This is a genomic window from Haladaptatus sp. CMAA 1909 (assembly GCF_043952005.1).
Classification (GTDB): domain Archaea; phylum Halobacteriota; class Halobacteria; order Halobacteriales; family Haladaptataceae; genus Haladaptatus.
Map to the genome: position 1 here is coordinate 1,640,850 of NZ_JBIOAV010000001.1, position 14,741 is coordinate 1,655,590.

The following is a 14,741-nucleotide window of genomic DNA, read 5'->3' on the forward strand; positions in this document are numbered from 1 at the left end:
GGCGATGGAGCCACGGGAGGGCCCAGCAGCCGAAGGTTTCTACGGCTCGAACGGCCTCGGTATCCTCGACCGCGCGCTCTACGCGTTGTTTTCGCGCCACGCGGATCACCGACGACACGACCGTGACAGGAAGCGGTACCGCGCGACCGACGTGAACGCCAGTTTCGACGTGTTTCTCTCGCGGACCTACGGCCTGTCGTGGGTCGTGTTTCTCGGAACGTTCGCGTGGGTGTTGGTTCTCACGTTCGCGATTCCGCCGGGCGTTCTGGCGAAGTTCGTTTCGTTTCTCCACGCTGGGATGCCCATCATCGAGCGGGTCACGGTGCCACACGTTCCGCGAGCGTACGCCGCGACCGCGTTTGCCGCCCTCTGTGCTGCGTTCGGAAAGCGAACGACCGTGTGGTTCGGCGGGTTGTATCTCGGGTGGGCGGCGAGCGCCCGCCGGTCCAATATCGAGCAAACGCTTCCGGGTGCGGTACGGTATCTTCGGGCCTTGTCGTCCGGAAGCGACGATTTGCTCGCGATGCTCCGGAAGGTCGCTGACCGGGAGGAGTCGTACGGCGAAACCGCCGTCGCGTTTCGCAAGGTGCTGAACAAAACCGCGTTGACCGGGAGCGTCGATGACGGCTTGCGAATCGTCGCCCGCGACACGCCGTCGCGAGACGTACTCGCGCCGTTTTTGCTCAAGTTCCGCGAACACGCAGAACAGGGACCGGACGCGTTGGAGCAGTACCTCCAGATGGAAGGAGGTATGTTGAGCCACAGACAGTCGCGGTCACACGAACAGGCACAGGACTTCCTCGAACTGCTGGCGGAGATGTTCATCGTCCTGTTGGTCGTCCCGGCGCTCCTCGTCATCGTGCTGACGGTGATGAGCGTCCTCGCGCCGGGACTGGCGGCACCCGCGCCGGCACCGTTCGGCGCGCTGTCGGTTCGCGGCTTCATCATCTACGGGAGCGGCGTTTTCATCCTCACTATCGGTGCGAGTGCGGCGGTGTTGGTGTCGTCGCTCCGCCCCGCGGACCAGTCTCCGGCGACACATTCGCGCTCCAAACGCGTTTCGAACCTGCTCGCGACGGGATTCATCAATCCCGCAAACGCGACCGTTCTCCTCGTCCCGACGACGGTTTGCACGGGTGTGCTTCTCCGATACCTCGGCTACACGCCAGTCAACACGGTATTACTGTCCTACGTCGCGTTCGCGCTTCCGGTCGGGTTGGTGTCCGTTTGGCGGTCCCGCCGCGACGACGCGAAGGACAGGGAGATCAAGGATTTCGTTCACGCCGTATCGAGCCACGTCAGCCTCGGTCGGCCGTTCTCCACAGCGGTCGAACGCGTCGCGCGGGACGTGGACCTCGGCGCACTCCAACCGAACGTCAACGACCTCGCGTTCAGTTCGAACCTCACGAGCAGGGAGGGCGACCTCCGGCGCGACGCACTCACCCAATTCGTCGATGACGTCGGGACGCCGCTCGCGGACCAGACCATCGGTCTCGTGACGGGGACGTTGGACGTCGGCGGCGACACTGAGACCGTTTTCGAGACGCTACAGATCGAAATCGGACGCCTCTACCATCAGAAGAAATCCCTGCGCTCGAACATGCTCGTGTACGTCGTCGTCGGGTGGATGACCGCCCTGCTCGTCGTCGGCATCATGGTCGCGGTGAACGTCTACGTCCTCGATAGCTTCTCGCAGTTGTCCGCGGTTTCCTCCTCGAACGCCGGATTCGCACTCGATCCGAACGCCGTGCAACCGGCCCGCGACCGACAGCGGTTTTACGTCGTCACCCAAGCGACCATGCTCGCGTGCGGGTGGTTCGCCGGCTACGCCAGTCGCGGTTTCTACGAGGCGCTCCTCCACTCCGCCGCGCTCGTCGGGATTGCGTACTTCGTTTTCGCGGGGGTGGGAATGGTATGACGCGCGGCCAATCGAACGTCGTCGCCGTCGCACTCCTCCTCGGCGTCGTCGTGCTCTCGCTCGCGTCGTTGACGGCTAGCGTCGGGATGGTAGTTCAACGCAACGCCGCAACGGCGGACGCGGCACGGGTTGCGACGGATATGGACCGAGCGCTCTCCCCCGTGGAAGTGACCGGGGTTCATCGCGGTCGCGTGTCGTTTTCGTCGGGGACGTTGACGACGGTAGACCGGGAACTCAGGATCCTCAACGAATCCGGAACCGTTCGGATCGTTCGCGCGGACGCCCTCGTCTTCACGACCGGTGACAGGCGCGTCGCGTACCTCGCGGGTGCGGTCATCCAAGGAACAGACGACGCCGGACGAATGACCGCACTACCGCCGTTCACATCGTCCGAACGGAGTGAACTCCTCGTCGTCGGTGTTGCGAAACTCGACGCCTCGAACCGGACGGTCGTATCGAACAGCGGCGAATCGGCGCTCGTCCGCACGAACGTCACGCACGCTCGGACGACGCTCGGCAACGGAACCTACCGAATCGCGGTGGAAACGAGCACTCCCGACGCGTGGCGTCGATACTTCGAGGAGCGAAACGCGACGACGACCCGGAACGATTTCGACGGCGACGGGGTGCCGAGCGTCGTCGCCCGATATCCGGGGCGACGGTTCACCTATCTCGTCGTCCACGACATGCGCGCGGAGGTGCTGTGATGAACGGCCGAACCGCCGGACCGGACGACAGGGCGGTCAGCCCGGTCATCGGCAAGGTACTCGAAGCCGGTCTCGTCGTGCTCTACATCGGGCTGTTGACGACCACGCTCTACGGCGGAATCGTTCCGAAGTACAGGACGGCCGTCGGAGACGAGGTAGGACAACGGGTACTCTCGAAATCGGCCGAACGAATTCAACAGGCCGTTCCGGAGGTCGGGACGAACGTCCGCGTTCGACTCCGCGTCTCGTTGCCTGAAACGGTTCGCGGGAGCGGGTACGTCGTTCGGGCGGACGGGGAGTCGCTGACGTTCGACCATCCGAACGAGCGGTTGAATTCGACCGTTCGACTCGCGCTTCCCTCGAGGGTAGCGACGGTACGCGGAAACTGGTCGAGTCGAGAACCGGCGTTTATCGTCGTTCGAAGCGGTCCCCGCGGCCTCATCGTGGAACTGATGCGAGGGAGGGAACCGTGAGCCATCGGCAGGCCGACCATCGAACCGAACGCGCACAGATGAACCTCCACGCGTTGGCCGTCGCGTTGCTCATACTGACGATGGTGACGACGATGAGCGTCGGAATCGCGGACAGAGCGCTCCTCGGTGCGGACAGAAATCCCATGAGACGGCACAGCGCCGTCGCGACCAGCGAACGTCTAATATCGGCCGATAGCCCGCTGACCGTTCGCCCGAACGTCGTCAACGAGACGGCGCTCGATCGTTGCAATGCGACACGACTGACGGGGTGGTTTCCGGTCCTCGGCGAGCGGGCGTTCCGAATCAGGGTCGGCGAGACGGTCATCGCGGAGCGGGGGTCCCCGACGGGCGGGACGACGGTGCGTCGAATCGTCCTCGTCGAAAACCGGAGCGCGGTGACGCGGACGCCGCCGCTGTCGGCGAGCGATCCCAAGTTCACCCTCCCACGGCGTACACCAAATGCGACGCTCGTCGTCCGACCCCCGGACGAGACGACGGTGAGCGTCGTTCGAGCGAACGGTCGTGTGGTGCTACGGAACACGTCAGGGGTGGACGGACGGTTTCACGTCTCGCTTCTGCGATTCGAGACGACCCGGTTCGCGTTCAAAACGGACGGAGACCTCCCGACCGGTAGCGTCAAGGTCACCTACTATCCGGAGACAACCCGAAAAGCGGTCGTGGCGGTGACGGTCGATGCATAACGGGTCGTCACGGTGCGGTTCGTCGTCCCGCGGCCAACTCTCCCTTTCCGTCGTGGAGGCTGGAATCGGCGTCGTACTGATTCTCGGCGTCACGATGGGGTTCGCGTTCGGCGTTCCATCGCCGAACGCGCGTGAAACGCAACTCGACATGTACGCAAAGGATACGGGGAGGGTTCTCGTCCACGAAGCACCGCGACATCGCGGAACGACGCGGTTGGCGGAAATCGTCGAGTCGAAGCCGTCGTTCCGTCGTGAAGCGGACGCGCTTCGGACCCGCGTGGACCGCATCCTCCCGGACAACCTCATGTTCCGCGTCGAGACGCCACACGGGTCGGTCGGCTATCGGAAACCCGGCGGCGTCCCGGTCGGGGTCTCGACGGTGACGACCACGAACGGGGACGTGACCATCTGGGTGTGGTACGTGTGAGGGACCGCGCGCAACTCGTCCTCGCGGCGGCGGCCGTGGTCGCCGTCGCGCTCGCACCCGCGGTGTTCGCGTACCTCCAACTGGGCTACAGCGCGGACGTGGCCGCGAGCGGGGACTACGAGGCCCCGGTCGGAAACGCGCATCGAGTTCTGTCGCGAGGAGTTCACGGCGCAGCGGCGGGAATCCCCTCGTCGTATCGCTGGCAGCGGCGTGAAGCGGCCGTCTCCGCCGTTCGAACCGATTTGGATGGACCGCTCGACGCGCTTCGGTCGTCGCGCGTCGAATCGGGAACCGTGTATCAGGTGGAATACAATCGGTCGGCGGCGCGGGCATGGACGGCGGACCACTGCTCGGAAACGCGCGGCCCGAATCGGCAGTTCGGGTCCTGTAACGCGAGTCGAGGCGTGGTCGTCCAGAACAGGGACGGCGAAACGCACGTCCTCGCGGTGGCGTTCGACGTGCGGGTGACGGCGGAGCGGGGATGGTACGAGACGACGGTTGTCGTCGGCACCCGATGACGTATTTTCCGTACACCTCCGAAGCAGGAAACTCCCCTCAGCGACGACATCAACCGCGTGAGCGGAGTATGAGTACGAATGGTACGACAGAGACAGCGCGTCAGATACTACCTCCTCGCTCTCCTGTGCGCGGTTCTCGTCTTCACCGTCGCGTACAATTTCGGAATGAGGGCCTTCGAGGGCCGACCCCAGCCGTTCCTGCACTCGCTCGTGATGGTGTTCGAGACGTTCACCACGACGGGATACGGCGAGGACGCGCCGTGGACGAGTCCAATCATGAACCTCCTCGTGCTCGGGATGCAGATTTCGGGCGTCGTCCTGTTGCTCGCCGCGCTGCCGGTGTTCATCATCCCGCTCATCGAAAACCGGCTCGCGATGACGCCGCCGACGGCGCTCGACGGGGTGGCGGACCACGTCATCGTCTGCGGTGACACCCAGATCGGCCGGTCGCTGGTCTCCGAGTTCGTTCCGCGTGAGGTGGAATACGTCATCCTCGAATCCGACCGCGATTCGGCGACGGAACTCTACGAAGCGAACTACTCCGTGCTTCACGGCGACCCGGAGTCCCCGGAGACGTTTCACAACGCGAACGTGGCGGACGCCACCGCGGTGATCACCGACGCACCGGACGAAATCGGCGCGAGCATCGTGCTGGCCGCGCGGGAGTCGGACGACGACGTGCACGTCGTCAGTATCGTCGACGACGGAGAGTTGGGCGAGTATCAACGCTACGCCGGCGCGAATCAGGTTCTGTCACCCCGACACTTGCTCGGAAAGAGTTTGGCGAACCGTGCGCGCAGCGTCAGTTCGGAGAACCTATCCGACATCATCGACCTCCACGAGAGTTTCGAAATCGCCGAGCTACCCCTCACACGCGACAGCGATTTCGTGGGCCGGACGCTGGCCGACAACCGACTCGGCGAGCGGACCGGCGTCGGCGTCATCGGCGCGTGGCAGCGGGGAGCGTTCGTCAGTCCGCTGCCCGCGGACGCCGTGCTGGACGAACATACGCGCCTGCTCGTCGTCGGCCGTCCGGCACAGCTAGAACGGCTCGAAGACGTCGCACAATCCGCGGTTCGCCAGCAGCGGCGCGAACCCATCGTCCTCATCGGGTCGGGCGAAGTGGCGGACACGGTCGCGGAGCAACTCGGGGCCGCCGACGTTCCCATAAAAACGCTCAATAAGGCGGACGGGCCGAACGTGGACGTCGTCGGCAGCCCCATCGACCCGACTGCGTTGCGGTCGGTCGGAATCGAGGAGGCGAACACCGTCGTCATCGCGCTCCCCAACGACACGAAGGCACTGTACACGGCGCTCGTCGTCCGCAATCTCAACCCGAACGTCGAAATCATCGTCGGCGCGAACGATTCGGACAACGTTCGGAAGTTGTATCGAGCGGGAGCGGACTCGGTCCTCGCGCTGACGAGGATCAGCGGCCAACTAGTGGCGTCGGACGTGTTGCACGAAGATGCGTTTCGCCGATCCGTCTCGCCGGTCGAAGTCGTTCGGACCAGCACGCCGGGATTGGCGGGGCGAACGCTGGCCGACTCGCGCGTGAGAACTGCCACGGGGGCGACGATACTCGCCGTTCAGCGCGATGGAGAGGTCATCACCGGCATCGACCCGTCGTTCACTCCGGAGCGGGACGACGAATTCATCGTCCTCGGGACGGGGATGGCCATCGAGAGTTTCGAGGAGTTGTAGCGTTCGTCGATCCCGTGGATCTACTTCGAACCGTCCGATTTCGCGAACGACGGGCGAACCGGCGACAGCGTTATCCTGTTACTCCGCTAGCACTATGACAGCGACTGTTTCCGGGGAGTCAGTCTCGTCTCGACTGACGGGAAGGGTTTCACATGAGCCAAATAGAAAATCGGACGCTTACGGTACCGGTGAACGACACGGACCACGTTCGCGGGCCGGACGATGCACCGGTTACGGTGGTCGAATACGGCGATTTCGAATGTCCGTACTGCGGGGATTTCTATCCGATAGTCCGGAGGATTCTGAACCGACTCGGGACGCAAGTGCGCTTCGTCTTTCGGCATTTTCCGCTGACGGAGCAACATCCGCGCGCACAGAAAGCCTCCGAAGCGGCGGAGGCGGCGGGGGCACAGGGACGGTTTTGGGAGATGTACGACCAGCTCTATCAGAATCAGGACGCGCTCTCCCGAACCGACCTGATTCGCCACGCCGAGGAACTCGAACTGGATGTGGAGCGGTTCACCGACGAACTCGACCGAGGGGTGTACGAGGAGCGGGTCGAAGACGACTTTCAGAGCGGCATCCGTAGCGGAGCGAGGGGAACGCCGACGTTCTTCATCGACGGCGAGCGCTACGACGGCGCACACGAGTTCGAACCCCTGCTCGGCGCGATCGCCGACGCGGGAGAACTCACTGAGGTGCAACAGTCGTTGCAGCCCGAAAACCGGGAGCTTCGGGAGACCATCGACCGGTCCCGGCGGGGCGCACCCGCCGCCGGCGAGGCCGTCCGCGACCGGTTTTCGGCGGACGAAATATTCCAACGGGTGACGGCGACCGCCGACGAGGAAATCGAGCGGAGTACGCGCCTGTTGTTCTTCAGCGGCCTCGCCGCGGGATTGAGCGTCGGCGCGACGTTTTTAGGCCGGGCGGCGATGACGACGGCGTATCCGGACAGCGTCGGAATGAGCAACCTCCTGTACCCCGTGGGGTTCGTGATGATCGTCATCGGAAGTTATCAGCTCTTCACCGAGAACACGCTGACGCCGGTGACGCTCGTCCTGACGCGACTCGCGAGCGTTCCGCAACTGCTTCGTCTGTGGGGAATCGTCCTCACGGCGAACGTCATCGGCGCGGGAATCACCGCGTACCTCCTCGCTCGGACGGGAATCTTCGACCCGGCGGTGGCCGAAACCGCCCATCAGTTCGGCGAACACGCGATGGGAACGACGTGGTCCGCGCTCTTCTACAAGGGCGTCTTCGCGGGCGGCCTCGTCGCAACGATGGTCTGGTTGGTTCACGCCGCGCGCGAGACGATTTCGCGGGTCCTCATCGTCTACTCTATCATGATAATCATCCCCATCGCCGACCTGTTTCACTGCGTCGTCGGCGCGTGTGAAGTGCTCTATTTGGTGTTCGTCGGGGTCGAAGGCGTCGTTCCGGTATTCACGCAGTTCTTCGTTCCGGTCGTTCTCGGGAACACCCTCGGGGGCATCGTGTTCGTCGCGCTCGTGAACTTCAGCATGACCGAGAACCGACGCTTCCCGGAACACGACCGCCAACGGTTCGAACTGTCGTGGTTTCAGTGGCTCTTCGGCATGCGTCTGTTTCGATACCTCCGGGAGCGAAGCGACGATTCGGACGGACCGACTACAGCGCAATCGCGCGAGCGGAGGAGCTGAGGTTCGCTTCCGGGCCGATACCACGAGGGATACGATATTAAAAACCCGTCAGTTCCGACATTTTATTTTTCTATTTCGTATAATAGTTATAAATTCGAGGAGCCCCTCACCGAACGCGTGACGAAAGACAAGAAAGACGACGGTCGAGCGCGTTCGACCCGTCGTCGATTCATCGAAGGGACGGTTGCGACCGGAATGCTTCCGGTCGTCGCGACGGCGACGGCGGACGACTCCGGAACGGAACTCCGATCGAACGACATACCGCGTTCGCCGACCCTCTCAGTGACCGACCGACTCGCCGATAGACGGTACGTCGCGACCGGGAATCGCGCCTACGTCGTCGGCGACGAATCCGGGCGGTTTCCCGCGATGGGATGGCACATCACCGGCGAGATGGGCGGGATCTGGAGTCCGCCGCTCAAACTCCTCGACGGAATCTGGTTCGCCGTCGACGGCGAACCGCTCGAACCGGCCGAGCGATTCACGAGCGGGCACGGACACGTCACGATGGATATCCCGGATCGGGGAGGATTGGCCATCGAGCGAACCGATTTCGTCCCCGACGACAGGCGGGCCGCGCTCTTCGGACTCCGCTTTACCGCGGGGGACGAGTCGGAGTCGTTCACCCTGTCGGTGGACGCCCACTCGGAACTGATGCACGCCTACCCGTGGAGTTCAACCACGCCCTCACGAACCGAGTTCGATCTCGAAGACTCGGTGGCGTTCGCGGACGGCGTCCTCCGGTTCCGCGACGCCGGGACGCCGCCGGTTGAAAACGCGACCCACCACGACTGGAACGCGGCCGTCGGCGCGTCGCTCGAACCCGTCGGACACGAGACGGGCGAGGGGTTCCGAGGACCGCAATCGCCGCCGGAGGTCTACTCCGCCGACGGGACTGAAGGAAGAAAAGGAGAAAGGGTTCCGCGCTACGACGATACGGAAGCGGGACGAGGGAAGGGTGGGCGACTCCGATACGAAATCGAGATACCGGCGAACGCCTCGCGGACGGTGTGGGTCGCGGTCGCCGGGTCGGAATCCGGCCCCGAGTGCGCCGTCGACGAACTCGAAACCGTTCTCGACGACCCGATGGGGGCGTTGCGTGACAAGGTTCGGAAACGGGAGAACCTCGCCGACCGAACGCGGGTTTCGCTTCCGGGCGACCCGTTACTGGAAAAGTCGGTCGAGTGGAGCAAACAGAACCTCGCCGACTGCGTGCAGGAAGCTCACGACCTCGATATTCGCTACACGAACGAGGGAACGGAGTTCCCGGAACCGGCGGGAACGCTCGATTCCGTCCGGTTCTACGGGGCGGGGTTCCCCGACTACCAGTGGCTGTTCGCGGTCGACGGCGAGTACACCACGTTCGCGGCCCTCGCCGCCGGACAGTTCGAGGTGCCGAAAGACCACATGCGGGCAGTCGAGCGGGTCAGCCGAATCGTCAACGGTGAGACCGGCAAAGTCGCCCACGAGGTCGTCACCGACGGCTCGGTGTACTACGGCGCGAACGACGACCCCGGGAACACCGACGAGACGGCCAAGTTCCCGATGGCCGTCCACGCGATTTGGCGGTGGACCGGCGACGACGCGTTCCGCGACGACCTCTACGAGTTCATGGTGGACGGAATGCACTACGTCACGGAGGAACTCACGAGCGACGGGGACCTTTGGCCGACCGGTCAGGGGAACGTTGAACGACCCGGCATGGGGGACCGGAAACTGGACGTGGCCGTCTACACGATGCGCGGCCTATTCGCGCTCGCGGACATGGCACGAAGCAAGGAGGACGACGAGACGGCGACATGGGCGACGGACCGCGCGAACGAGATGCTGGATGCGTTCTCGGAGACGTGGTGGCTCCCGGGAATCCCACAGCACGCCGGGTCGCTCGGCGAGACGGGGGATAACGGGGCGACCTCCCGAATCTACCAGCGTCACTGGATCGGCGTCACCCCGATGTCCGCCGAGTACGTCGGCGAATCCGGGAACGACGCGCCCGGATTCGCGACCGAAAACCACGGCGATTCGGCGCTCGCACTCCGGGAAACCGGCTGTTACAGCGGCTTCGACGACGGCGGGGACCAGCGCCGAAACGACGGCCTGTACCACACCGGTGCGCCGGGGTGTGACGGGGGAAACGGCGACCACACGAAGGATTCCACCGAGAAGAACGTCTTCACCCTGAACAGCGCCGTCATGGCCGTCGCGGAGGGGAACTACGGTCGATTGGGGCGCGACCAGCAAGGTCGATACGTCCACGCCAACGCGGCGCTCCAACTTCCCGACCCGGACGAGCAACCGGGCGCGATGCCGGAAATCGCTCCCTCCCCCGCCTACGGACGTTCCATCGACAAGCCGTTTACCGCTCGTGCGATGGTCCTTCAGGCGTGGGGGACCTACGGGACGCTCTGGCCCGTCGTGCGCCACTATCTGGGCGTTCGTCCGGACGTGGGTCGCGGTCGATTGACGGTGGCACCGCAGGTTCCGGACCACCTGCCGCACGTCGCCGGGGAAAACGTACGCCTCGGCGAGGACGGATCGGTCGCCGTCTCGGCGATGGCTCCCGACGGTTCGGGACTTTATCGGACACGGGTCGATGTCGAGGGGTCCATCGACACGCTCACCGTCGGGCACGTGATTCCCGAAACCGCCGACATCGCGGCAGTTATGCTCGACGGAGAGGTGGTCGAGTCGTACGAAACCCGCGTCACGAACCGCGGAACGGAGGTTTCCGTGGAGACGACTCCCGAGAGACGGCGGACGCTCGTCGTGCGAACGCGAGACGGAGATTCCTGCTAACATTCGCCGGTTGGGCGTAGTTATTTTGTCCGCCCACCCATTTCTGATCCCATGCAAGAACCAGCAGTCCGTCTCGGTGTGGTCGGGTTGGGATTCATGGGGCAGACCCACGCGACGAACGCCGAAGCGCTCGGACACGAGGTCGTGGCGGGTGCGGATATCGCCCCTGCGACCCGCGAGAAGTTCGAAACCGAGTACGACGCGGCCACCTACGAGGGGTTCGAGACGATGTACGAGGAGGAGGACCTCGATGCCGTCGCCGTCTCCACCCCGAACACCTTCCACGAGAAAGCCGTCGTCACCGCGTTGAACCACGGCTACGACGTGTTCTGCGAGAAACCGCTCGCGGACACGCTCGAAAGCGCGGAACGCATGGCCGAGACCGCTCGGCAGGCCGACGGCTTCTGCATGGTGAACTTCCACAACCGCGTCTCGACCGCGGCTGAACTGTTCATGGGCTATCAGGAGGGGAACTACTTCGGGGAGGTTCGTCACGTTCGGGCGAACTACATCCGCAGTCGCGGCATCCCCGGCGTCGGGTCGTGGTTCACCAACGAGGAACTCTCGGGCGGCGGCGTGGTGGTCGATATCGGCGTTCACGCCATCGACCTCGCGCTGTATCTGCTGGGGTTCCCGCCGGTCGAGGACGTGTTCGCCGTCACCCGCACGGGGTTCGGAAACCGCGACGACTACGTGGACCCCGACGACTGGTACGACGCGACGGAGGAGGCCGTGTTCGACGTGGAGGATTCGGCGACGGCGCTGATTCGCTGTGCCAACGACCGGACGATTTCGCTCGAAGTCGCGTGGGCGGCCAACGAGGCCGAGAGTCAGGAGTTCGTGGTCCGTGGAAGCGAGGCGGGCGCGAGACTCGACCTCGGCGGCGACGAACTGACCATGTTAGAGGCGAGACCCCACGGTCCCGACCATCTCGTCGAATCCGCGATCACCGACGCCTCCATCTCCCACTCCGGTTGGCGCGGGAGCGACAAGCGGTTCCTCGAGGCAGTCGTGGCCGGGGAGCCACCCGAGTTCAACACCATCGAACAGGCGCTCACCACCCAGCGCGTCATGGACGCGATCTACCGCTCCGCCGAGACGGGCGACCGCGTCTCGGTCGAAGACCGACCGCTCCGGCGGTAATCGGCGGTCGGTTCGCCGACACGTTCCGATAGCGACGAAGTCGCTTTCTCACGCCACGGAATCCGATTCGAATCAACGAAACGCGGTGTCCCAGAGGAGGTTCGAGAGGCAGATACCGACGTACGCGCCGACGGTTCCGATGAGAAACTGCTGTGCGGCGTCGCCCGCCGTTCGAATCCCGCCGTGGAAGACGAAGAGGTCAACCGTGACGTAGAGCGCCGTCAGGACCACGAGGAAGACGAACAGCGGAACGTTGACGAAGTATGCGACGGGGGAAGGTTGTTCCGACGCTGGAAGGACCATAGTGTTACGTATTCGACGATATAATCGTATAGTCGTTTCCTCCATCTTCTACGTGGTTTCCGGCGAGACCACCGTTCGAAAGCCACAGTCCGTTCGGAGATGGTAGTCGAGTCTACACCGAGGCAGTTCCGTGTGGAACGAACGATGGTGGGAGGCCAGTTGTGATCAAATCGGAAATACAACTTGCAAGTACAACCAGCGGGCAGTACCGTATTCGATGGTTCTATGCAATTGAAGATTGGTCGATAGACGAGAAAACGTGGATTCGATTTGATGTCACAGACTACAAATACGAATAGAGCTCGCGACGTTGCATCGGGATTCTTCCAAAAATACGGTCTTGCGTTCGTAATGGTCGCCAGTTATTTCGGTTCCGGCTCGGTGTTTATCGCCAGCCAAGCGGGGGTTCAGTACGGATATGCGCTCATATGGGCCGCGGTTGGCGCAACCATATTCGGCTTTATGGGCCAAGACATGAGCGCTCGACTCGGTATCTTCGGCGAACCGCTGATGTCGTTCGTCCGCAGAAAATTGGGGTCGACCGGTGCGACGGTCCTGGCCGCTCTGCTGTCCGTGGGTTGTGTCGCATGGACGCTCGAACTGACTGCTGCTATCGGAAAGGGAATTTCCATCCTTCTCAACGGTGCCGTCGGGTGGCAACCCATCGCGGTCCTCTCCGGCCTACTCGCCATCATCGTCGGTATTCAGAACTACGACGGTGTCGAACGAATCATGACGGCGATGATGCTCGCACTCCTCGTCGTCTACGTCGGCGTTGCCGGCGTGAGCGCACCGTCGCTGACCGGCATCGCGTCCGGTTTCGTTCCCTCGGTCCCCGGCGGTTCGTTGACGCTTGCCGCGGCCATCATCGGGACGACGGCCCTGTGGCCGAACTTCTTCCTCGAATCGAATCTGGTCGGGGAAAAGGGTTGGACGAACGTCGCCGACCTGAAGGATATGCGCCGTGACCTCGGAATCGGCTACGCCGTCGGTGGTGTGACGACAATCGCCATTCTGGTCGCCGCCGCGGCTATTCTCCGTCCCGCCGGATACACGAACCTCGACACGTTCATCACGCCCGGAAGGGCACTCGCGGACGTCCTCGGCGAGTGGGCGCTGTACGTCTTCCTCGTCGGCACCATCGCCGCCGCGTTCAACAGCATCATCCCGATAATGTGGACGCCCGCCTACCTCTTCCAGAACGCGCTCGGTCACGATGCCGACAGCGGGAGTCGGGAGTTCAAAATCATCTATACGGTCGGTGTCGCCCTCGGGACCCTCTCACCGCTGGTTCACCAGTTCGCCGGGCTGAGCGTCATTGACATGATAATCCTCTTCCCGGCGTACAACGGAATCGTCAGCCTTCCCATCACGGCCGTGTTGCTGTTTTGGGCGGTCAACGACCGCAAGACGATGGGCGAGAACCGAAACAGCCTCCTGCTGTCGGCGGCGAACGTCGCGCTCGTCGTGCTGTCGATTTACCTCGCGGCCACCTCGCTACCGGGATTCGTTCAGACCATCACCAGCGGTGGTTTCTGACCGCTACCTTCGATGCTTCCCACCCCTACAACTCTGCTACTGTTAGTGGCCGTCGCGTTCCTCTCTGGAGTCGGCATCACTGCCGTCGGACCGGGCGGTATCTTCGTGACCGTCGCTCTGTTCGCACTCACGAACGAGCCGTCGGCGACCGTTGCCGGGACGGCGATGTCGACGTTCGTCTTCACGGGACTACTCGGGAGCTACACCTACTACCGTTCGGGCGAACTCCGAACCCGGTCGGGGAAGCGACTCGCGGCGCTCGTTACGGTGCCGAGTGTCGTCGGTGCCGTCGTCGGCGCGCTCGTCAATACGACCATCTCAGACGCCGTTTTCGGGGCGCTGTTGACCGGATTTACCGTCCTTTCCGGCGTGAGCATCGTCTATCGCGAGCGGCGAACCGTGGGTTCGAGGTGGTCGTTTCCGGCCGATTCGGCGGTCGGAATCGCCGTTTTCGTCGGTGTTGGGTTCGGGGTCGGGGTTTTAGGCGGTCTGCTCGGCGTCGGGGGGCCGGTAATCGCCGTCCCCGTTCTCGTCGTACTGGGCGTTTCGATGTTGGACGCGCTCGCCGCCGCACAGGTTCAATCGGTGTTCCTCTCGGCGTTCGCCGCGACGACCTACGTGTTACAGGGCGCGGTTTCGCTTCCGCTCGCGCTCGCCATCGGCGTTCCCGAACTCGTCGGTGTCATCGCCGGATGGCGGGTCGCTCACCGCGTCGACCCGTCCCGACTGAAGGTCGCTCTCGGTGGGACACTCGTCGCGGCAGGCATCGTGCTCACCGCCACCTGAGGGGCGGAATTCGACGGGACCGGGCGTCCACCCCACGACTCGGATTT

At 63.8% G+C, this 14,741-nt stretch carries 13 protein-coding genes; 12 read left to right on the forward strand and 1 reads right to left on the reverse strand.

Translation table 11 applies throughout. The annotated features are described in order from the left end of the window. Window positions 1-4 precede the first annotated feature (4 nt). The 10 genes from ACGYLY_RS09110 (at window position 5) to ACGYLY_RS09155 (ending at window position 12,066) form a co-directional block, all read left to right on the forward strand. The gene (locus ACGYLY_RS09110) at window positions 5-1,918 is read left to right on the forward strand and encodes a type II secretion system F family protein (RefSeq protein ID WP_395284128.1); all 1,914 of its coding nucleotides are present in this window, start codon (window positions 5-7) and stop codon (window positions 1,916-1,918) included. Beyond that, on the forward strand, window positions 1,915-2,625 hold the full coding sequence (locus ACGYLY_RS09115) for a hypothetical protein (RefSeq protein WP_395281971.1): 711 nt from the start codon (window positions 1,915-1,917) through the stop codon (window positions 2,623-2,625). The genes ACGYLY_RS09110 and ACGYLY_RS09115 overlap by 4 nt, the downstream gene beginning before the upstream one ends. Then, the gene (locus tag ACGYLY_RS09120) at window positions 2,625-3,098 is read left to right on the forward strand and encodes a hypothetical protein (RefSeq protein ID WP_395281970.1); all 474 of its coding nucleotides are present in this window, start codon (window positions 2,625-2,627) and stop codon (window positions 3,096-3,098) included. Before ACGYLY_RS09115 ends, ACGYLY_RS09120 begins: the two co-directional genes overlap by 1 nt. Further along, window positions 3,095-3,799: a hypothetical protein gene (locus tag ACGYLY_RS09125; protein ID WP_395281969.1), complete on the forward strand. Its 705-nt coding sequence runs from the start codon at window positions 3,095-3,097 to the stop codon at window positions 3,797-3,799. Before ACGYLY_RS09120 ends, ACGYLY_RS09125 begins: the two co-directional genes overlap by 4 nt. Beyond that, window positions 3,792-4,226, forward strand: coding sequence for a hypothetical protein (locus ACGYLY_RS09130; protein ID WP_395281967.1), 435 nt, complete (start codon window positions 3,792-3,794; stop codon window positions 4,224-4,226). Before ACGYLY_RS09125 ends, ACGYLY_RS09130 begins: the two co-directional genes overlap by 8 nt. Continuing rightward, a complete protein-coding gene (locus ACGYLY_RS09135; RefSeq protein WP_395281966.1) occupies window positions 4,223-4,744 on the forward strand; it encodes a hypothetical protein in 522 nt (173 codons plus the stop codon). The genes ACGYLY_RS09130 and ACGYLY_RS09135 overlap by 4 nt, the downstream gene beginning before the upstream one ends. 78 nt (window positions 4,745-4,822) lie before the next feature. Further along, complete coding sequence (locus tag ACGYLY_RS09140; RefSeq protein ID WP_395281965.1) at window positions 4,823-6,448, forward strand: potassium channel family protein; 1,626 nt, start codon at window positions 4,823-4,825, stop codon at window positions 6,446-6,448. Between the two features lie 152 nt (window positions 6,449-6,600). Next, a complete protein-coding gene (locus ACGYLY_RS09145) occupies window positions 6,601-8,127 on the forward strand; it encodes a formate/nitrite transporter family protein (RefSeq protein WP_395281964.1) in 1,527 nt (508 codons plus the stop codon). Window positions 8,128-8,244: 117 nt separating this feature from the next. Beyond that, entirely contained in the window at window positions 8,245-10,923 is a 2,679-nt protein-coding gene (locus ACGYLY_RS09150; protein WP_395281963.1) for a hypothetical protein, read from the forward strand. A gap of 51 nt (window positions 10,924-10,974) precedes the next feature. Continuing rightward, window positions 10,975-12,066 carry a Gfo/Idh/MocA family protein gene (locus ACGYLY_RS09155; protein WP_395281962.1) on the forward strand — a complete coding sequence of 364 codons (1,092 nt, stop codon included), beginning with the start codon at window positions 10,975-10,977 and terminating at the stop codon, window positions 12,064-12,066. A 72-nt stretch (window positions 12,067-12,138) separates the two neighbouring features. Here the strand turns inward: ACGYLY_RS09155 and ACGYLY_RS09160 are convergent, their stop codons facing one another. Beyond that, window positions 12,139-12,369, reverse strand: a complete 231-nt coding sequence (locus tag ACGYLY_RS09160; RefSeq protein WP_395281961.1) for a hypothetical protein — start codon at window positions 12,367-12,369, stop codon at window positions 12,139-12,141. A gap of 273 nt (window positions 12,370-12,642) precedes the next feature. Here ACGYLY_RS09160 and ACGYLY_RS09165 point away from each other — a divergent pair, with 273 nt between their 5' ends. Next, window positions 12,643-13,908 (forward strand): NRAMP family divalent metal transporter, encoded by a 1,266-nt coding sequence (locus ACGYLY_RS09165; RefSeq protein ID WP_395281960.1) that lies wholly within the window; start codon window positions 12,643-12,645, stop codon window positions 13,906-13,908. A 12-nt stretch (window positions 13,909-13,920) separates the two neighbouring features. Further along, window positions 13,921-14,694, forward strand: a complete 774-nt coding sequence (locus tag ACGYLY_RS09170; RefSeq protein ID WP_395291137.1) for a sulfite exporter TauE/SafE family protein — start codon at window positions 13,921-13,923, stop codon at window positions 14,692-14,694. Window positions 14,695-14,741: the final 47 nt, after the last annotated feature.

Coding starts and splice junctions, on each gene's coding strand:
- ACGYLY_RS09110 (WP_395284128.1), top strand. CDS start 5: ATGGAGCCACGGGAGGGCCCAGCAGCCGAAGGTTTCTACGGCTCGAAC.
- ACGYLY_RS09115 (WP_395281971.1), top strand. CDS start 1,915: ATGACGCGCGGCCAATCGAACGTCGTCGCCGTCGCACTCCTCCTCGGC.
- ACGYLY_RS09120 (WP_395281970.1), top strand. CDS start 2,625: ATGAACGGCCGAACCGCCGGACCGGACGACAGGGCGGTCAGCCCGGTC.
- ACGYLY_RS09130 (WP_395281967.1), top strand. CDS start 3,792: ATGCATAACGGGTCGTCACGGTGCGGTTCGTCGTCCCGCGGCCAACTC.
- ACGYLY_RS09140 (WP_395281965.1), top strand. CDS start 4,823: ATGGTACGACAGAGACAGCGCGTCAGATACTACCTCCTCGCTCTCCTG.
- ACGYLY_RS09145 (WP_395281964.1), top strand. CDS start 6,601: ATGAGCCAAATAGAAAATCGGACGCTTACGGTACCGGTGAACGACACG.
- ACGYLY_RS09155 (WP_395281962.1), top strand. CDS start 10,975: ATGCAAGAACCAGCAGTCCGTCTCGGTGTGGTCGGGTTGGGATTCATG.
- ACGYLY_RS09160 (WP_395281961.1), bottom strand. CDS start 12,369: ATGGTCCTTCCAGCGTCGGAACAACCTTCCCCCGTCGCATACTTCGTC.
- ACGYLY_RS09165 (WP_395281960.1), top strand. CDS start 12,643: ATGTCACAGACTACAAATACGAATAGAGCTCGCGACGTTGCATCGGGA.
- ACGYLY_RS09170 (WP_395291137.1), top strand. CDS start 13,921: ATGCTTCCCACCCCTACAACTCTGCTACTGTTAGTGGCCGTCGCGTTC.